The sequence below is a fragment of the Brevundimonas sp. genome, from assembly GCF_035999125.1.
In the GTDB taxonomy this organism is placed as follows: domain Bacteria; phylum Pseudomonadota; class Alphaproteobacteria; order Caulobacterales; family Caulobacteraceae; genus Brevundimonas.
The window spans coordinates 34,843-50,585 of record NZ_DASYGX010000006.1 but is presented as its reverse complement, the minus strand read 5'-3'; the positions used below and the strand labels follow the sequence as shown (position 1 = coordinate 50,585).

16 protein-coding genes are annotated in these 15,743 nt (G+C 71.2%); 3 read left to right on the top strand and 13 right to left on the bottom strand.

Annotation, left to right across the window (positions count from 1 at the left end):
- The first annotated feature begins 53 nt into the window (after positions 1-53).
- On the top strand, positions 54-1,463 hold the full coding sequence (locus tag VGN45_RS04115) for an SLC13 family permease (RefSeq protein WP_327459636.1): 1,410 nt from the start codon (positions 54-56) through the stop codon (positions 1,461-1,463).
- Here VGN45_RS04115 and VGN45_RS04110 read toward each other — a convergent pair.
- From VGN45_RS04110 to VGN45_RS04100, 3 genes are all read right to left on the bottom strand, one after another.
- The gene (locus VGN45_RS04110) at positions 1,460-2,254 is read right to left on the bottom strand and encodes an exodeoxyribonuclease III (protein ID WP_327459634.1); all 795 of its coding nucleotides are present in this window, start codon (positions 2,252-2,254) and stop codon (positions 1,460-1,462) included. The two genes, VGN45_RS04115 and VGN45_RS04110, sit on opposite strands and share 4 nt — an antisense overlap.
- 315 nt (positions 2,255-2,569) lie before the next feature.
- Positions 2,570-3,214, bottom strand: coding sequence for an outer membrane lipoprotein carrier protein LolA (locus VGN45_RS04105; protein ID WP_327459632.1), 645 nt, complete (start codon positions 3,212-3,214; stop codon positions 2,570-2,572).
- A gap of 222 nt (positions 3,215-3,436) precedes the next feature.
- Positions 3,437-5,815, bottom strand: coding sequence for an FtsK/SpoIIIE family DNA translocase (locus VGN45_RS04100; RefSeq protein WP_327459630.1), 2,379 nt, complete (start codon positions 5,813-5,815; stop codon positions 3,437-3,439).
- 131 nt (positions 5,816-5,946) lie between these two features.
- Between VGN45_RS04100 and VGN45_RS04095 the strand changes: the two genes are divergently transcribed.
- Positions 5,947-7,224, top strand: coding sequence for a UbiH/UbiF/VisC/COQ6 family ubiquinone biosynthesis hydroxylase (locus tag VGN45_RS04095; RefSeq protein WP_327459628.1), 1,278 nt, complete (start codon positions 5,947-5,949; stop codon positions 7,222-7,224).
- Between the two features lie 149 nt (positions 7,225-7,373).
- Here VGN45_RS04095 and VGN45_RS04090 read toward each other — a convergent pair whose 3' ends face one another.
- From VGN45_RS04090 to VGN45_RS04075, 4 genes are all read right to left on the bottom strand, one after another.
- On the bottom strand, positions 7,374-7,568 hold the full coding sequence (locus VGN45_RS04090; RefSeq protein WP_327459626.1) for a Trm112 family protein: 195 nt from the start codon (positions 7,566-7,568) through the stop codon (positions 7,374-7,376).
- An 8-nt stretch (positions 7,569-7,576) separates the two neighbouring features.
- Complete coding sequence (locus VGN45_RS04085; protein ID WP_327459624.1) at positions 7,577-8,233, bottom strand: LON peptidase substrate-binding domain-containing protein; 657 nt, start codon at positions 8,231-8,233, stop codon at positions 7,577-7,579.
- Positions 8,234-8,285: 52 nt separating this feature from the next.
- Entirely contained in the window at positions 8,286-9,191 is a 906-nt protein-coding gene (trxA, locus tag VGN45_RS04080; RefSeq protein ID WP_327459622.1) for a thioredoxin, read from the bottom strand.
- A gap of 71 nt (positions 9,192-9,262) precedes the next feature.
- Positions 9,263-9,790 (bottom strand): prolyl-tRNA synthetase associated domain-containing protein, encoded by a 528-nt coding sequence (locus tag VGN45_RS04075; protein ID WP_327459621.1) that lies wholly within the window; start codon positions 9,788-9,790, stop codon positions 9,263-9,265.
- A gap of 71 nt (positions 9,791-9,861) precedes the next feature.
- On the opposite strand from VGN45_RS04075, the gene VGN45_RS04070 reads away from it, so the two are divergent.
- Complete coding sequence (locus VGN45_RS04070) at positions 9,862-10,602, top strand: DUF6065 family protein (RefSeq protein ID WP_327459620.1); 741 nt, start codon at positions 9,862-9,864, stop codon at positions 10,600-10,602.
- Positions 10,603-10,637: 35 nt separating this feature from the next.
- Here VGN45_RS04070 and VGN45_RS04065 read toward each other — a convergent pair whose 3' ends face one another.
- The 6 genes from VGN45_RS04065 to VGN45_RS04040 form a co-directional block, all read right to left on the bottom strand.
- Positions 10,638-11,183 carry a CC0125/CC1285 family lipoprotein gene (locus VGN45_RS04065; RefSeq protein WP_327459618.1) on the bottom strand — a complete coding sequence of 182 codons (546 nt, stop codon included), beginning with the start codon at positions 11,181-11,183 and terminating at the stop codon, positions 10,638-10,640.
- Positions 11,184-11,253: 70 nt separating this feature from the next.
- On the bottom strand, positions 11,254-11,898 hold the full coding sequence (locus VGN45_RS04060; RefSeq protein ID WP_327459616.1) for a LysE family translocator: 645 nt from the start codon (positions 11,896-11,898) through the stop codon (positions 11,254-11,256).
- Positions 11,899-11,939: 41 nt separating this feature from the next.
- Positions 11,940-13,100, bottom strand: coding sequence for a DUF1501 domain-containing protein (locus tag VGN45_RS04055; protein ID WP_327459614.1), 1,161 nt, complete (start codon positions 13,098-13,100; stop codon positions 11,940-11,942).
- Entirely contained in the window at positions 13,097-14,566 is a 1,470-nt protein-coding gene (locus tag VGN45_RS04050) for a DUF1800 domain-containing protein (RefSeq protein WP_327459612.1), read from the bottom strand. Before VGN45_RS04050 ends, VGN45_RS04055 begins: the two co-directional genes overlap by 4 nt.
- Positions 14,567-14,629: 63 nt before the next feature.
- Complete coding sequence (locus tag VGN45_RS04045) at positions 14,630-14,953, bottom strand: PilZ domain-containing protein (protein WP_327459610.1); 324 nt, start codon at positions 14,951-14,953, stop codon at positions 14,630-14,632.
- Positions 14,950-15,729 (bottom strand): kinase, encoded by a 780-nt coding sequence (locus VGN45_RS04040; protein ID WP_327459608.1) that lies wholly within the window; start codon positions 15,727-15,729, stop codon positions 14,950-14,952. The genes VGN45_RS04045 and VGN45_RS04040 overlap by 4 nt, the downstream gene beginning before the upstream one ends.
- Positions 15,730-15,743: the final 14 nt, after the last annotated feature.

Genomic DNA, 15,743 nt, shown 5'->3' with positions numbered 1-15,743 from the left:
ACCTTGACCGTTTCGCGGGTTGACCGCGCGCGGCCGACCGCGTCCGAGGGGGCATGAACTTCGATCAGATCGCCGCACTGGCCGTGCTGGTCGCCGTCGTCGGCGTCCTGATTCACGGTCGCGTCCGCGCCGACGTGGTGGCCCTGACGGGGGCCGCGGCGCTGCTGCTGTTGGGCGTGGTGCGTCCCACCGAGGTGCAGTCCGCCTTCGCCAGCCCGGCGGTCATCGCCCTGGCCGGGCTGTTCGTCATCGCCTACGCCATCGAGCTGTCGGGCCTGCTGGGGCTGATGATCCGCAAGGCGACCGATCTGGCCAAGCGGTTCGGCTCGCTGGGCATCTGGGCCGTGCTGGGCATGTGCGGCGGGCTGGGCGGCTTCCTGAACAACACGCCGGTGGTGGTTCTGGCCGCGCCGGTCGTGCGCGACGTGGCCAAGTCGCTGAAGCTGTCGCCCAAGCGGTTCCTCATGCCGCTCAGCCACATCTCGGTGCTGGGCGGTCTGCTGACCCTGATCGGCACCTCGACCAATCTTTTGGTCAACGACATGGCGCGCAATGCGGGCCAGCCGGTCTTCACCCTGTTCGAGATCACGCCCGTCGGCCTGTGCATCGCCTTGGCGGGGGCCGTGTGGCTGTATTTCGTGGGCGCGCGCCAGCTGGCGAAATCGGTGTCGGTGGACGAACGCGAGGCCGCCTTTCTGGCCGCCGTGGAGGATGCCCGGCGCGAGGAGGAGGCGGAGCGCCTGCGCAAGCGCCGCCTGCGGCTGCCCTTCGGCCTGCCGTTCCTGGGCGAGGCGCGGACGAACCGCGACGGGTCCGGCGACGCCCACCTGGGCGACGTGGCGCTGTTCGGCGCGGCGGACCGGCCGTTTCACCTGCGCCGCGCGCTGATCTCGGCCGGCGTGTTCGTGCTGGTCGTGGCGGCCGCCGGGCTGGGCTTGGCGCCGATCGCCGCCGCTGCCTTCGCGGGCGCCGTCGCCCTGATCCTGACCCGGGTCATCACGGCGGAGGAGGCCTACGCCGGCCTTCGTCCGGAAATCCTGCTGCTCATCGCCGGCATGGTGGTGATCGGCATCGCGATCGAGGTCACGGGGTTGGCCGCCACCGGCGCGAACGCCCTGATCGACGTCATCCGGCCGCTGGGGCCGCTGGGGGCGCTGATCGTGCTTTACGGCGTCACCCTGTTCGCGACCGAGCTGCTGTCGAACGCGACGGTAGCGGTGCTGATCACGCCGGTGGCGGTGGCTCTGGCCGAAAGCCTGGGCGTGGACCCGCGGCCGTTTCTGGTCGGGGTGATGATGGCGGCGTCGGCGGCCTTCGCCACGCCGTTCGGCTATCAGACCAATGTGCTGGTCTTCCAGATGGGCGGCTACAGCTACATGGACTTCGTGCGGGTGGGCCTGCCGCTGAACCTGATCACCTGGGTCGTGGCGATGATCGCCGTCCCGGTCTTCTTCCCGTTCTAGACGTCGAGATCCACCGCCACCGGCGCGTGGTCGCTGGGGCGGTCCCAGGCGCGGACCGGTTCATGGATCACGGCCGAGCCCGGCACGACGGCGGGCGTCAGGCCGGGGCTGGTCCAGACGTGGTCGAGGCGCAGGCCCCGGTTCGTCGTGCGGAAGTCCACGGCGCGATAGCTCCACCAGCTGGCCAGCTTGGTCGGTTCGGGCGTCTGGTCGCGGACCACGTCGGCGAAACCCCCGGCGTCCTGAAGCCGGCGCAGGGTTTCGACCTCGACCGGCGTGTGGCTGACGATCTTGGACATGTATCTGTGGTTCCAGACGTCGTTTTCGCCCGGCGCGATGTTGAAGTCGCCGGCCATGACCAGCGGCGCCTGGCGGTCGCGCCGCGCCACGTCGGCGGTCAGCCGCTCATAGAAGTCCAGCTTGTGGTCGAACTTGGGGTTCAGGGCGCGGTCGGCCACGTCGCCGCCGGCGGGGATGTAGAAATTCTGGAACTCGATCCCGGCGATCCGCCCGGCGACGCAGCGGCCGTGGCCTTCGCGGCATGCGTCGATGCGCGGCGCGTCCTCGATCGGCAGGCGGCTGGCGATGGCCACGCCGTGCCAGCCCTTCTGGCCCGCCAGCCGCAGGTGCGGCAGGCCCATCTCCTCGAAAGCGGCGCGGGGGAACTGGTCCTCCGTGCACTTGATCTCCTGAAGCATCAGGACGTCTGCCTGAGCCTCGGCGACGAAGCGGGCGACCTGATCGATGCGCAGGCGGACGGAGTTGATGTTCCAGGTGACGACGCGAAGCATGGCCGGGAACTAGCAGGCGCCCCGCCGCCGCGCGAGCCGTCTCACCCCCCGCTCGCGATTGTCCCTTCGCGCTCAAGCGGCGAGGCCCCGCGGGCCGAGCGGTAGCGCCCAACAAAGAAAACGCCCGGCCAGGGGATCGGCCGGGCGTCTCAGTTCGTCTCTCTCTTCGCCGCCGGGGAGGGGGATGATTCCACGACAGTCAGCAGGACCTAGGCCCTGTGACTTCGATGCCACATAACTAAGAAAACGTCAAGTTCCCACCGGCATCACGATGTGCGTGATCGGCACGTCACATTTCCCCTGAAGGGCGAGCCGTCAGCGACGGCCCGGGCGGCGGGTCGGATCGCGCAGCTGGAACAGGCTGGCCGCGAGTCCGGAGGCGGGGCGCAGCTCGGTCAGCTGGGTGCGCGTTCGCGAGCCCTGGGCGTCCACCACAGTCCACTCCTGCAGTCGCATGGGCGAGCCGGCGAAGGCCAGGATGGCGTAGCCTTCGTTCGGACGACGCGAGTCGCGGACCGTGACGGCGAAGGCGCCCGACGACCGGATCGTCACGTCGTCGACGCGGACGCCCTGGTCGAAGCTGACGTTGCGCGACAGGAAGGTCGACAGCGGCGTCTGGCCCAGCGGCACCTGCTGGAATGTGTTCAGGCGCGGGTCGTAGCGCATGACGTTGGAGCCGTCCGACACGACCAGCAGGCCGGCCGGGTTGGTGTATTCGAACCGCATCTTGCCCGGACGCTGCAGCCAGAAGCGGCCGGTGCGGCGCTGGCCGCCGGCGCCGGTCTCCGTGAAGGTCCCCTGCGCCGAGGTCAGCCCGCGCAGATAGGTCTGGGCCCGGCCCAGCGCCTCGCGGTCGGCGGCCGACAGGCCGGCCTGGGCCCAGGCGGGGGCCGCGGCCAAAGACGCAAACAATGGCGCCGCCAGGGTTCCGAGCGCGAAGGCGCGACGGGAAACGGTCATGGTCTTCTCCCTTTTGGGATTGTGTGTCCGGCCTTCATGCCGCCCGAGCCTGGCGCGCGAAGGGCGCAAGCCTGACCATATTCCGGCGGTGGAATGAAGGGTCGTTCAGGAACGCCGACCGGCCGGGGCGGTTCACCGCCGCCTTTGGAGCGCGGACGTCCACGTCCGCGACCTGCACGAGCGCCAGCACCGCGGACCTGGAGGTCCGCGCTCCTTTACGGCTCAAACCACCGGTGGCGGGCCCGCCAGCACCTCGCGCTTGCCGGCGTGGTTGGCGGCGGTGATGACGCCTTCCTTCTCCATCCGCTCGATCAGGGTGGCGGCGCGGTTGTAGCCGATCTGCAGACGGCGCTGGACGTAGCTGGTCGAGACCTTGCGGTCGCGCGTCACCACGGCGACGGCCTGGTCGTACAGGTCGTCGCCCGAGGACGCGTTGCCGCCCGCCGCGCCGCCGCCGAAGGGGTCGTCGTCGCCGTCGCCGTCCGGGTCGTCGGTGATCAGGTCCAGATACTCCGGCTCGGCCTGGGCGCGCAGGTGCTTGCACACCGCCTCGACCTCCTGGTCCGTCACGAACGGCCCGTGCAGGCGCGTGATCCGGCCGCCGCCGGCCATGTAGAGCATGTCGCCCTGGCCCAGCAGCTGTTCGCCGCCCTGCTCGCCCAGGATGGTGCGGCTGTCGATCTTGGATGTGACCTGAAAGCTGATGCGGGTCGGGAAGTTGGCCTTGATCGTGCCGGTGATGACGTCGACCGACGGTCGCTGGGTGGCCATGATCAGGTGAATGCCGGCGGCGCGGGCCATCTGGGCCAGGCGCTGAACCGCCCCTTCGACGTCCTTGCCGGCGACCAGCATCAGGTCGGCCATCTCGTCCATGACCACGACCAGATAGGGCATGGGCTCGGGGCGGATCTTCTCGCTCTCGTAGACCGGGCGGCCCTGGTCGTCGAAGCCGGTCTGGACCGTGCGCTCGAAATGCTCGCCCGACGCCTGCGCTTGCCGCGCGCGCTCGTTGTAGCTGGCGACGTTGCGCACGCCCAGCTTGGACATGCGGCGATAGCGGTCCTCCATCTCGCGCACCGTCCACTTCAGCGCGACGACGGCCTTCTTCGGATCGGTGACGACCGGAGCCAGCAGATGCGGGATGCCGTCATAGACCGACAGCTCCAGCATCTTGGGGTCGATCATGATGAAGCGGCAGTCGGCAGGCGAGTGCCGGTACAGGATCGACAGGATCATGGCGTTGACGCCCACCGACTTGCCCGAGCCGGTGGTGCCCGCGATCAGCAGGTGCGGCATGCGGGCCAAGTCGGCCACGTAGGGCTCTCCGCCGATCGTCTCGCCCAGCGCCAGCGGAAGCAGGTGCGCCGGCTTGTCGAACTCGGTGGAGGCCAGCAGGTCGCGCAGATAGACGGTCTCGCGCCGCGCGTTGGGCAGCTCGATGCCGATGGCATTGCGCCCCTGAACCACGCTGATGCGGCAGGCGCGGGCCGACATGCTGCGGGCGATGTCGTCGGACAGGGCCACCACGCGGCCGTGCTTCACGCCGGGCGCGGGGGCCAGTTCGTACAGGGTGACCACCGGGCCGGGGCGGATCTGATCGATCACGCCCTTGACCCCGAACTCGGCCAGCACCTCTTCCAGCATGCGGGCGTTCTGCTTCAGCGCCTCCTCGTCGACGGCGGCGGCGCGCTTGGCCGGCTTGGCCAGCATGCCCAGAGGCGGCAGGTCGAAGGCGCCTTCGGGGCGCACGAAGTCGAAGCTGCCCTGATCGTCGTCGACGCGTTTGGACGTCTTCGTCGCCTTGGGCGCGGCGACGCGCGGTTCGGGCACGACGGCGGGGGCGGGGCGGGCGCCGGGGGTCTCGGTCCAGGGCGGGCCGTCGCCGTCTTCGAGATCTTGAGCGGCGGCGACGCGGGCGGCGACCTCGGGTTCGGGGCGCGGACGGGGGCGACGGACCGGCGCGGGCGGCGCGGGCCGCAGGCGGGACCGGCCCTGCATCCACGCCAGCGCCGTGCCCAGATCCGAGGGCTGAAGACCCAGCGAGCGGCCGATCGCCAGCAGGGCGCCGCCGAAGGCCAGCAGGCCCATGATGATGCGCGCGCCGGGCACGCCCAGCGCCGACAGGGCGCCGGACAGGCCGCCGATGACCGCGTCGCCCCACATGCCGCCCAGGCCGGCGACCAGCGGCCAGGCCCGCGGGGGGATCGGGGCGGACAGGGCGGCCGCCAGCAGCAGGACGCCGACTGCGGCCAGCAAGGCGTTGACGGGCGTCGGCTTCAATCGTTGCCGCACCGCATCGCCCAGCGCCGTGGCCAGACCGAAGGCGACCAGCAGAAAGGCCGCGGCATAGGCGGCCAGTCCGAGCGACTGCATGAACAGGTCGGCCACGACCGCGCCCTGGACGCCCAGCCAGTTGGTGGGCTCGGCGGAGCTGGCGACGTTCAGGCTGGGGTCGTCGCGGTTCCAGGACGCCAGGGCGAACACGACCAGGGCGGCCAGCAGGGCCTGCAGTACGCCGCGAAAGCGCACCATGGCCGGCGCGCCCCAGATCAGGCGGGCTCCGGTCCAGACTTGCTGACCGACGGCGTGGGCGGCGGACATGGGGCGGCGATCCTCCGGGACGGGCGTTCGCCGACACCCTCGCGCGGCCAGGGTTAAGGCCTCATTTACCGCGCGACGCCGGGGCGAATTGCCCGGTGGACGCGCCGTCCCCGGCGGGCGAAAAGCGCAGCATGAACGGTCAGAACAGGTTCGACGTCGTCGTCTCCGGCGGAGGCATGGCCGGGGCGGCCTTCGCCCTGGCCGCGGTGCAGGGCGGGCTGAGCGTCGCCGTGGTCGACGCCGCGCCGCTGTCGGATCAGGCCGCGCCGACGTTCGACGGGCGGGCCACGGCCCTGTCCTTCTCCAGCTTCCGCATGCTGGACGCGCTGGGCGTCGGCGAGGCGCTGCGGCCCCGCGCCTGCCGCATGGACCGGATCCTGGTGACCGACGGGCGACGGCCCGGCGCGGCGTCGCGTCCCGCCTCGCCCGCCTTCCTGCGCTTCGACGCCGACGAGATCGCCGACGGCGCCGGCGGCGAGCCGCTGGGCTACATGGTCGAGAACCGCTGGATCCGCGCGGCCCTGACGCAGGCCCTGACCCGCAGCGGCGCGACGGTGCTGGCGCCGGCATCCGTGCGCGACGTGAAGGTCGGCCTCGGCGCCGCGGAGGTGGTGCTGGCCGACGGACGCGTGCCGACGGCCTCGGTCGTGGTGGGCGCCGAGGGACGGGGGTCGACGGTGCGCAAGGCCGCGGGCATCGACGCCCTGGGCTGGCGCTACGGCCAGTCGGGCGTGGTGGCGACCGTGCGGATGGAGCGCGACCACGGAAACGTCGCCCACGAGCATTTCCTGCCCGGGGGGCCCTTCGCCATCCTGCCGCTGACCGACCGTCGAGCCAGTCTGGTCTGGACCGAGACGACGCGCCGCGCCGAGGCGCTGAGGGCTGCGTCGGACGAGGCCTTTCATTCCCACCTGATGCGCCGCTTCGGGCCGTTCCTGGGCACGGCGACGGTCGAGGGGCCGCGCTTCGTCTATCCGATCTCGCTGGAACTGGCCGAGCGGCTGCACGCGCCGCGCGTGGCCCTGATCGGCGACGCCGCGCATGCGGTGCACCCGGTGGCCGGTCAGGGCTTCAACATGGGCCTGCGCGGCGCGGCGGTTCTGGCCGAGGTGCTCTCGGACGCCGCCGCGATCGGCGAGGACGTCGGGTCCGAGCTGGTCCTGGAGCGCTACGCCCGCTGGCGGCGGTTCGACGTCGCCGTGCTGTCGGCCGGGTTCGACGCCTTCGTGCGCCTGTTCTCGAACGACGTGGCGCCGGTGCGGCTGGCGCGCGACCTGGGAATGGCGGCGGTGAACCGCATCGCGCCCCTGCGCCGGGCCTTCATGCACGAGGCCGGCGGCGCCGTCGGCGATCTGCCCAAGCTGATGCGGGGCGAGGCGCTGCAACCCGTCACCTCTCCGGCCGCGTAGGCGGCTGGGGAGGACGACGCCGAAGGCGTCCGGAGGGGGCGACTCAGGGACCGGCTTCCGCGCGCTACGGTCATCGATGACGGAGCCGCCCCTCCTGGCCGCTCCGCGGCCTTTCCTCCCCACGCGCCTCCGCGCGCGGAGAGGTGGCGTCAGCTCAGATCCCGCGCCTCTTCCGGCAGCAGGATCGGCACGCCGTCGCGGATGGGATAGGCCTTCTTCGCCCCCGGCGAGATCAGCTCCTGCGCCTCGCGGTCATAGGTCAGCCGCCCGCGCGTGACGGGACATACCAGCACCTCCAGCAGACGGGGATCGACGGAGGGCGGGGTGACGAAGGCGTCGCTCATGGGTCGGGCTACTGTCTCGTGGTTTCGGCGTCGTCGTCGGGATCGGCCGCGTCGATGCTGAGGACGGCGGTCAGGGCCGTCAACCGGTCCTGGACGGAGACGGCTTCCAGCAGGGCCTGCTTCTCGGCCGGTTCGAACGGCAGGGCCATGGCCAGGCTGTTGACCAAAGCCTCGGCCGGCGCCTCGCGCGCGGCGTCCCAGTCCACGTCCATGCCGCGCCGCTCCAGCCAGCGGTGCAGGGCGTCCATCAGGTCGGACCGGTCCTCGGTCGGATCGTCGGCGGCGGGGGTCAGGTCGGTCTCGAACGGGGCGAAGTCGGCGCGGACCTGGCGATACGGGGTCTGGACCGGCAGCTCGGCCGTCAGTCGCCAGCGGCAGACGCCGGTCAGAGTGATCAGATAGCGACCGTCCGAGGTTTCGGCGAAGCTGGTGATCTTGCCGACGCAGCCGACGGCCGACAAAGCCGGCAGGCTGGGCGTGCCGCCGGACGGCTGAACCATGCCGATCAGTCGATCGGCGCCCATGGCGTCGTCGATCATGTTCAGATAGCGCGGCTCGAAGATGTTCAGCGGCAACTGGCCGCGCGGGAGCAGAATTGCCCCCGGCAGCGGAAACACCGGGATCACCTGCGGCAGATCCTCCGCGCGGACGAAGCCCTGGGGCATTATGGTTGTCCTACCGCTCGCGACGCGGTCGCTCGCTGCTTGAGGGCGGGCATCAGGCGAACAGGATCGACGACAGGCGGCGGCGGCCGTCGCGGGCGACGTCGGAACCGGCGCCGGCCGCGTCGAACACGGTCAGAAGGGTCTTGCGCGCGGCCTGATCGTTCCACTCCCGGTCGGCGCGCACGATCTCCAGCAGCTCGTCCACGGCGCCCTTGAAGTCGCCCTGAGCGGCCAGGGCCTGGGCCAGGTCGTGGCGCGCCTGCCAGTCGCCAGGGCTGGCCGCCACCCTGGCGCGCAGGTCGGCCGTCGCGCCGTCGTCCTGCGCCGTGGCCGAACTGAGGGCCAGTTGAGCGCGCACGGCCTGAACGTCGGGGTCGGTCGAGGTGGCCGGCACCATGGCCAGCGTCTGGATCGCCTGCTCGCGGTCGCCGGTGGCCAGATAGACCCGCGCCATGCCGGTGACGGCCTTCACGTTGCCGGGGTCTATCGACAGCACCTCGGCGAAGGCCTGAGCCGCGCCGCCGATGTCGTCCAGACCCAGCGACTCATTGCCCAGCGCCAGCAGGTTCTCGACGTCCGAAACGCCGCCCTCGCCCGTCAGGCGCTCGATGAAGGCCTTGATCTGGCTTTCCGGGACGGCGCCCTGGAAGCCGTCGATCGGCTGGCCGTCCTTGAAGGCATAGACGGTCGGGATGGACTGCACCCGCAGCTGGCCGGCGTAGGCGGGGTTCTTGTCCACGTCGATCTTGACCAGCTTCACGCCGCCCTTGGCCGCGCGCACCGCCTTCTCCAGCGCGGGCGTAAGCTGGCGGCACGGGCCGCACCAGGTCGCCCAGAAGTCGACGATCACCGGCTGGGTCTTCGACGCCTCGACCACGTCGGCCATGAAGCCGGCGTCGGAGCCGTCCTTGATCAGGTCGCCAAGATCTGGGGAGGGGGAGGCGTCGGTCAGGGTCATGGTCTTCTCTTCAACTCCGGTCCGGCCGGTCGGCTCCGCAGATGGTCACGCGGCGGGAGAAACGCAAAGGGTCAGACGAGACGTCGCGGCCCGGCCTCGACGTCCGAGAAATCCACGACGATCGGCCGCCGGTCCAGAGCGTTCAGAAAGGCGCGGAACTCCTCCTGCGACAGGGCGGTGGTCGCCGCATTGGTCAGGGGGTGGAAGTTGACGACGTCGGCCTCCCACAGGGCGCGGTCCAGCACGAAGATCACGCGATGATCCGGGTCGTTGATCAGGGCCAGGGCGGTCACCGAGCCCGGCCGCACGCCCAGAAGCTCCCACAACAGCTCCTCCCGCCCGAACGACAGCCGATCCGCGCCGATCGCGCGCGGCAGACGCTTAAGGTCCACGAGCGTGTCCTGACGCGCCGAGACCAGCCAGACGGCGCCCTTCTTGTCCTTCAGGAACAGGTTCTTGGTGTGGGCGCCGGGCATCGACGCCTTCAGCTCCAGCCCCTCCTCGACCCGGAACACCGGCGCATGGTCGCGGGTGACGGGCGACAGGCCCTGGATCGTCATCCAGTCCAGCAGGCGGTCACGGTCGAACGGCGGCGTCATCGGCTCTTGGCGGCGGCGGGGACGGGCGGTTAGGAGGAGGGACCGCTTCAGTAGCGCATCGGAGCCGCGTCTTGGAACTCGAATGCTTCCCCATGTCCGCCCGCCCGCCGGATCTGGTGCCGGGGCGCCAGGCCCGCGCCTGGATGGACGCCTTCTCCTCTCGCCACCCATACAAATGTCTTCCGCTGAACATGGCGAACACCACGGGGTGGGAGCTTCTATGTCCCTATGGCTTCACGGCCGAGTGGAACGGCGGGCCGCTGAAGGAGGACATCAAGATCACCGGCGACCGGCCGACGCCGGAGCTGGAGCATTTCGTCACCTCGCATTTCACCCAGGGCGTGGTGACCATGCACCCCCAGTATCTGTTCCGGACGCCGCCGGGCTGGGGCATGCTGTGCATGGGCGCGCCCAACCACATCAAGGACGGCATCCAGGCGCTGACCGGCCTGATCGAGACCGACTGGCTGCCGTTTCCCTTCACCATGAATTGGCTGTTCACGCGGCCGGGCCGGGTTCGGTTCGAGCGGGGCGAGCCCTTCTGCTTCATCACCCTGGTCGAGCACCGCAAGATGGAGCAGGTCGATCCGGTGGTCCGCGCGCTGGACAGCAATCCGGTGATGCAGGGCCAGTTCGAGGCCTGGAACCGCCAGCGCACCGACTTCAACAAGCGCCTGGCCGGCGGCGACCCGGCCGCCGCCAAGGAGGCGTGGCAGCGGTTCTACTTCAAGGGCGAGATTCCGGAGGATCTGGGCACGGCGCCCGAGACGCACACCAACAAACGCCGGCTGAGAAATCCTCGCCTGGGTTAGGGCTGAGAGGCGGCCGTGGCGACCGCCTCCTTCGTTCACATCCTGACGCGCGGGCCGACGTTGGCGATGACTTCGCGGGCGTCGAAGGCGTCGGCGTCGCCCTGGGGCTTGGCGCCGCGGCCCATGACGATCTCGGCCGTCGCCTCATAGCGATCGATCTGGCGCACGTCGTAGTCCGACGCCCAGCGCGGGCCGAACGGGCTCCAGGCGCCGCGGCTGTAAAAGCGCCAATAGGGGCTCCAATAGGGGCCATATCGGTCCAGATAGCCGCTTCCGGTCGGCACGTAGCGGGTGTCGCGGTCGGTGGCGCGCTGGGCCGTGGAGAACCAGTCATAGCCGCTCTGCACCGTCAGTTCGGCCGCACGCAGCAGCAGGGACATCTCGACCTGCTCGCGCGACGTGACGGAGTTTCCCGCGAAGGTGACGCGATACCGGTCGCTTTCCAGGCGCTGCTCGGAATAGCCATAGCGCCCGCCCGCATCGGCCGGACCATAGGCCGTGGCGGTGGCGCAGGCCGAAACCAGCAGGGCCGCGGCCGTCGCCAGGCCCACTGCACGAAGTGATTTTCCGTTGAGTTTCATGAGGTTCTCCATCCGGCGCAATTGACCCTCAATGCGGCTGAACGAAGGCTGAACGCGCGGGTTCCCGGCGTCAATGCCGCAGGCCGATCAGGGCCGCTGCGGTCAGCAACAGGATGCCCACGGCCGCGTCGAACCCGCGACGCACGCCCGGCCGGGTCATGACCCGCGCCAGCGCGGCCCCGCCCAGGCCGTAGGCGCTCATGGTGACGAAATCCATGCCGATGGTGGCCGCGGCGAACAGCGCGAACTGGGGCGCCGCCGGCCTGGCCGGATCCATGAAGGGCGGCAGCACGGCGGTGAAGAACAGCACGGCCTTGGGATTGGACAGCTGAACCAGGAAGCCGTCGACGAGGGGCCCCCGCCCCAGCCGGATCGGCGGCGCCTCGGCCGTCTCGGTCGCGGGCCGGCGGGCCGCCCACAGCGACTTCGCGCCCAGCCAGGCGACATACAGGGCGCCGGCCCAGGCGATCAGGCGAAACGCGTCGGGAAACGCCGTGACCAAGGCCCCCAGTCCCAGAGCCGCCGCGCTGAACCAGACGAGGGTCGCGGCGCTCATGCCGACCACGCCCAGCAGAACCGCGCGCTTGCCCCGCGCCATGCCGTTGGCGACGGAAAACAGGTTCGCCGGTCCCGGCGTGACCGCCATCACGGCCATGACGGCCAGGAAGGCCGCATAGCGCTCGGGGTCTATGGGCAGGACGAGCTCGGTGGGCATGCCGCCCGATGACGCGGTCGCGTCACCCCGTCAATGCAAGCTCAAACCAAGCCGTCGATCGGTCGCGCCTCGCCCGTCGCGCCCGGGAAGACCGTCGTGTCCAGCGCGGCGCGGTCGACGGCGATGTGATCCCGCAGCACGCCCTTGAACACCGCGCGCACGTCCAGCGTCGGGGCCAGGTCTCGGCCTTCATAAAGGCGGGCCTCGGCCAGGGTGGGCCAGTCGCCGATCAGGCCTCCGGCCCGGATCGCTCCGCCCATGAGAAGCAGCGACGACGCGGTGCCGTGGTCGGTGCCGTTGGTCCCGTTGACCCGCGCCGTTCGCCCGAATTCCGTGGCCAGGATCATCACAGTGCGGGACCATTCTTCGCCCAGACCGTCCTTCAGTCCGCCGATCAGTCCGTCCAGTCCCGCCAGCCTCTGGGTCATCTGCGGGGCCTGACGCGCATGGGTGTCCCAGCCGTCGACGGACACCGCCACGACGTCGGCGCCCTGTTCGCCCGTCATCAGCCGCGCCACCGCCAGACCCAGGGCGGCGACGTCGTTGCGGCCGATCCGACCGCTCTCGGCCATGGCGTTGGTCTCCAGCCCGCGTGCGAGGTTCGGGCCGAGGAGGGGGTCGCCGGCATACAGGTCCATGAGCTGAGCGGCGATCCGGTCCCCGCCCTCGATCTCCCGTCCCGGGGCCCAGCCGCTGACGGGCGCGGCCCCGCGCAGCACCAGAGGCGTCTGGGCGCCGACCGCAAGGCCGGTCAAAGCGACGCCGCCCGATGCGGCCAGAGCCCGGTTCAGCCAGCCGTCGGTCTGGCCGCGCACCGTCTCCGCCCCGCTTTCCAGAACGTCCTGGGCGTCGAAATGCGAGCGGATGCGCGCCGGAATGGCCACCGCGGGCGCGAACCGCACCTGACCGGCCCGGAACAGGGCATGGACTCCGGGCATCGACGGGTGGAGGCCGAACCCCTCGATCAGGTCCAACGCCCCGCCGTCCTGGCCCGGAGCCGGAACGGCGAGGTCGCGGCGCAGCGGGATGTGGTTCGGATCGGCCCAAGGAACCGTCAGGCTGAGCCCGTCCAGCGCGCCCCGCGCGATCAGCAGGATCAACTTGGGACGGGCCCCGGCCGCGGCGGCCTTCACCCGGCCCGCGCCGATCAGACTCAGGCCCAGGGCCCCGGACAGGAGGCGTCGTCTGTGGAGGTGGGTCATCGGCGCTGGAACTCCGGAGACATGAGCAGAAGGGTCAGCCCCTCGACGCGGCTTTCGGCGCGGCGAACGGCCTCCAGAGTGCGGGGGCCGACGCGTGGGCCCAGGGCGCTTTGGGTCAGGGTCACGGGATCGATCCCGGCCGCCTCCATCCGCGCCGCCGCCTCGCGCGACCAGTCCAGACGCTTGACCAGCGCATCCGGCCCGGCCCAGTCGGCCGCCTGATCTGGCCAGCCTTCCGGGGAGGGCGGACGCCAGGCCGGCTGCCCCATGGCTTCGAGCGAGGGGGCCAGATCCTGGATCCGGCGCGGCGCGACGCCGAGGGCCCGGTGCGCCGAGATGACGAAATCATAGGGCGTCTTCATCTTCACCGCCTCGGGGGTCCAGGCCTGCGGCGCGGCGATCAGGGCCCGGGCCACGACGCCGAGGTCGCCTCCCGAGCCTGTCCATGCCCGCTCCAGCGCCTCGACCAGAGCCGGATCCGGCGCGTCGGCGGTGAAATGGGCGGCGATGCGGGCGCAAAGTCGGCGCGCGGTCTGCGGCGCTCGGGCCAGATCACGCAGGATGGCGGCTCCCTGCGCCGCGCCGGCGTCGGCATAGATGCTGCCCATGACGCGGCGTTCGCCCGGCTGGTGGATCACCTCCCGGAAGAGGAAGCCGTCGGAGAGGCCGGAAACCCGTTCGTTCCTATCCTGGCGCGCCCTGCCGCGTCCGGCCTGCATGCGGGCTCGGGGCGCCCGGCGCGCGTCCTGCCCGGCGTCGATCGACCAGCCGGTCAACGCCCGCGCCAGTTCGGTGACGTCGGACTGGGCGTATCCGCCGTCGGCTCCGACGGTGTGCAGCTCCAGGATCTCACGCGCCAGATTTTCGTTCAGTCCCGCCTCGCGCCGTCGCCCGGCCGGACTGTCCGGACCGACCGACTGCGCCTGATCGAGATACAGCAGCATCGCCGGGTGGCTCTCGCAGGCGATCAGAAGATCCTCGAACCGGGAGAAGACGTTCGGACGGACGGCCTCGCGCTCGTAGGAGTCGATGAAGATCGCGCTCTGGAACTTAGTCGCCGACACGGTGACCTGGTTGGCCCAGAAGGCGGCCCACCGTTCGGCGAACGGGGCGGGGGTGGTCACGGCGTGCCGGGCGCGGGCCAGAAAGGCCTGGGCGGACTGCTGCGTCAGGGCCCGTCTCTGTTCCTGCCGTCGCTCGACGGCGGCCTGGGCCTCGGGACTGCCGTCCGCCGCCGGGTCCGATCCGTCGGGCCGCAAACCTTCACGATAGGCTTCGAAGACGGCCAGCTGCTGGGCCGCGCCGGGAAAATCCCCCTCGGGTTGCAGGGCTCCACCTGCCGTCATCTGGGCTTCGAGCCAGCCACGGGGGTCTGCGGCGACGCGGGCGATCTCGCCCGGGCCCGCGCCGTACCCGAAACGCCCGAGGGCGAGGGCGGCGTTCAGCTCTGAGGACTCAGGGGACATGCGGCGGCTCCCTTTCGTCCTTTGACGCGGCGAGGCGCCGAAGTCCGTCGCTCCGGCGGCTCCCTACCGGCCGCCGGCACGTCGCCAGGCGTCGCGGACCGGAACCAGACGCCCCGGCACCAGGCCGCGCAGTGTGGCGCCGTCGCCCGCCCGCTTCAGTCCGGCCTCTTGGCCTTTCTGCCAGACGACGTTCACCGGCGTGGCCACGCCGCCGGGGACGTCGACGATCGTCAGGTCGCGCGGCAGGGCGGCGGACCGGTCCAGCCTAACCCGCAGCCCGGACGCCGACTGGTCCACCAGCTTGCAGGCCTGCTCCACGCCCGGCCCGACCAGAAGGCCGCGGCCGTCGGCGGGCAGGCGGATCTCGAGGCGGCGTTCGGCGGTCATGCCGCGACCTCAACCGGAACCCGGTTTCGATCCAGTGAAACCGTCACGTCGGCCTGCACGCCGCCCGTCAGCATGCGACGGGTGACGCGCTCGAAATACTGGATGAAGCTCGCCAGCCGGGTCCGCTCCTCGACGGGCAGGTCCGTGGGCGTCACGCCCAGCAGGTCGGCCTCCTGCTGGCAGCGCCAGTCCAAGACCACGTCGAAGCCCGGCGCCTTCAGGAACAGCACGGCATCCAGCCCCGCCGCGAAGTCTGCGTAGGCTCCGCCGACGAAGCCGTTCACCGCGCGCCGCCAGACCCCGTCCGAATCTCGGTCCCGCTCCAGGGCGTTGATCGGCGGTTCCAGCGCCGCTTCGTCCTCCGGTCGCGCGCCGAGGCACCAGGCGTCGATCAGGATGGCGCGGGGGCGGCCCCCGAAGACGCGCCAGCGGTCCGGGGGCACGCGGTCGTCGCCGCGCTTGTCGAAGTCGGGCAGGGGCGTCTCCTCCCCCGGCCGCGCCCCCGAGAGCCGATTCATCAGCGCCGTCAGCATCTTCAGGTCGTGCGTTCCCGGCGGGCCGCGCGTCACGAACAGCGGGTGGACCTCGTGGGCCAGGGCCTCGCGCTCGGCTCGCGTCAGATAGACGTCGTCGATCGAGATCTGGGCGGCGCCGAAACGGGCGGCGGCGGCGCGCGCCAGCGTCGTCTTGCCCGACCCCTGCGCGCCCACGATCGCGATGCGTGCCGGCCGATCGGACGGACCGGCCTCGATCAGTCGCCCCACCCGGGCGACCATGTCCGGGTTCGCGC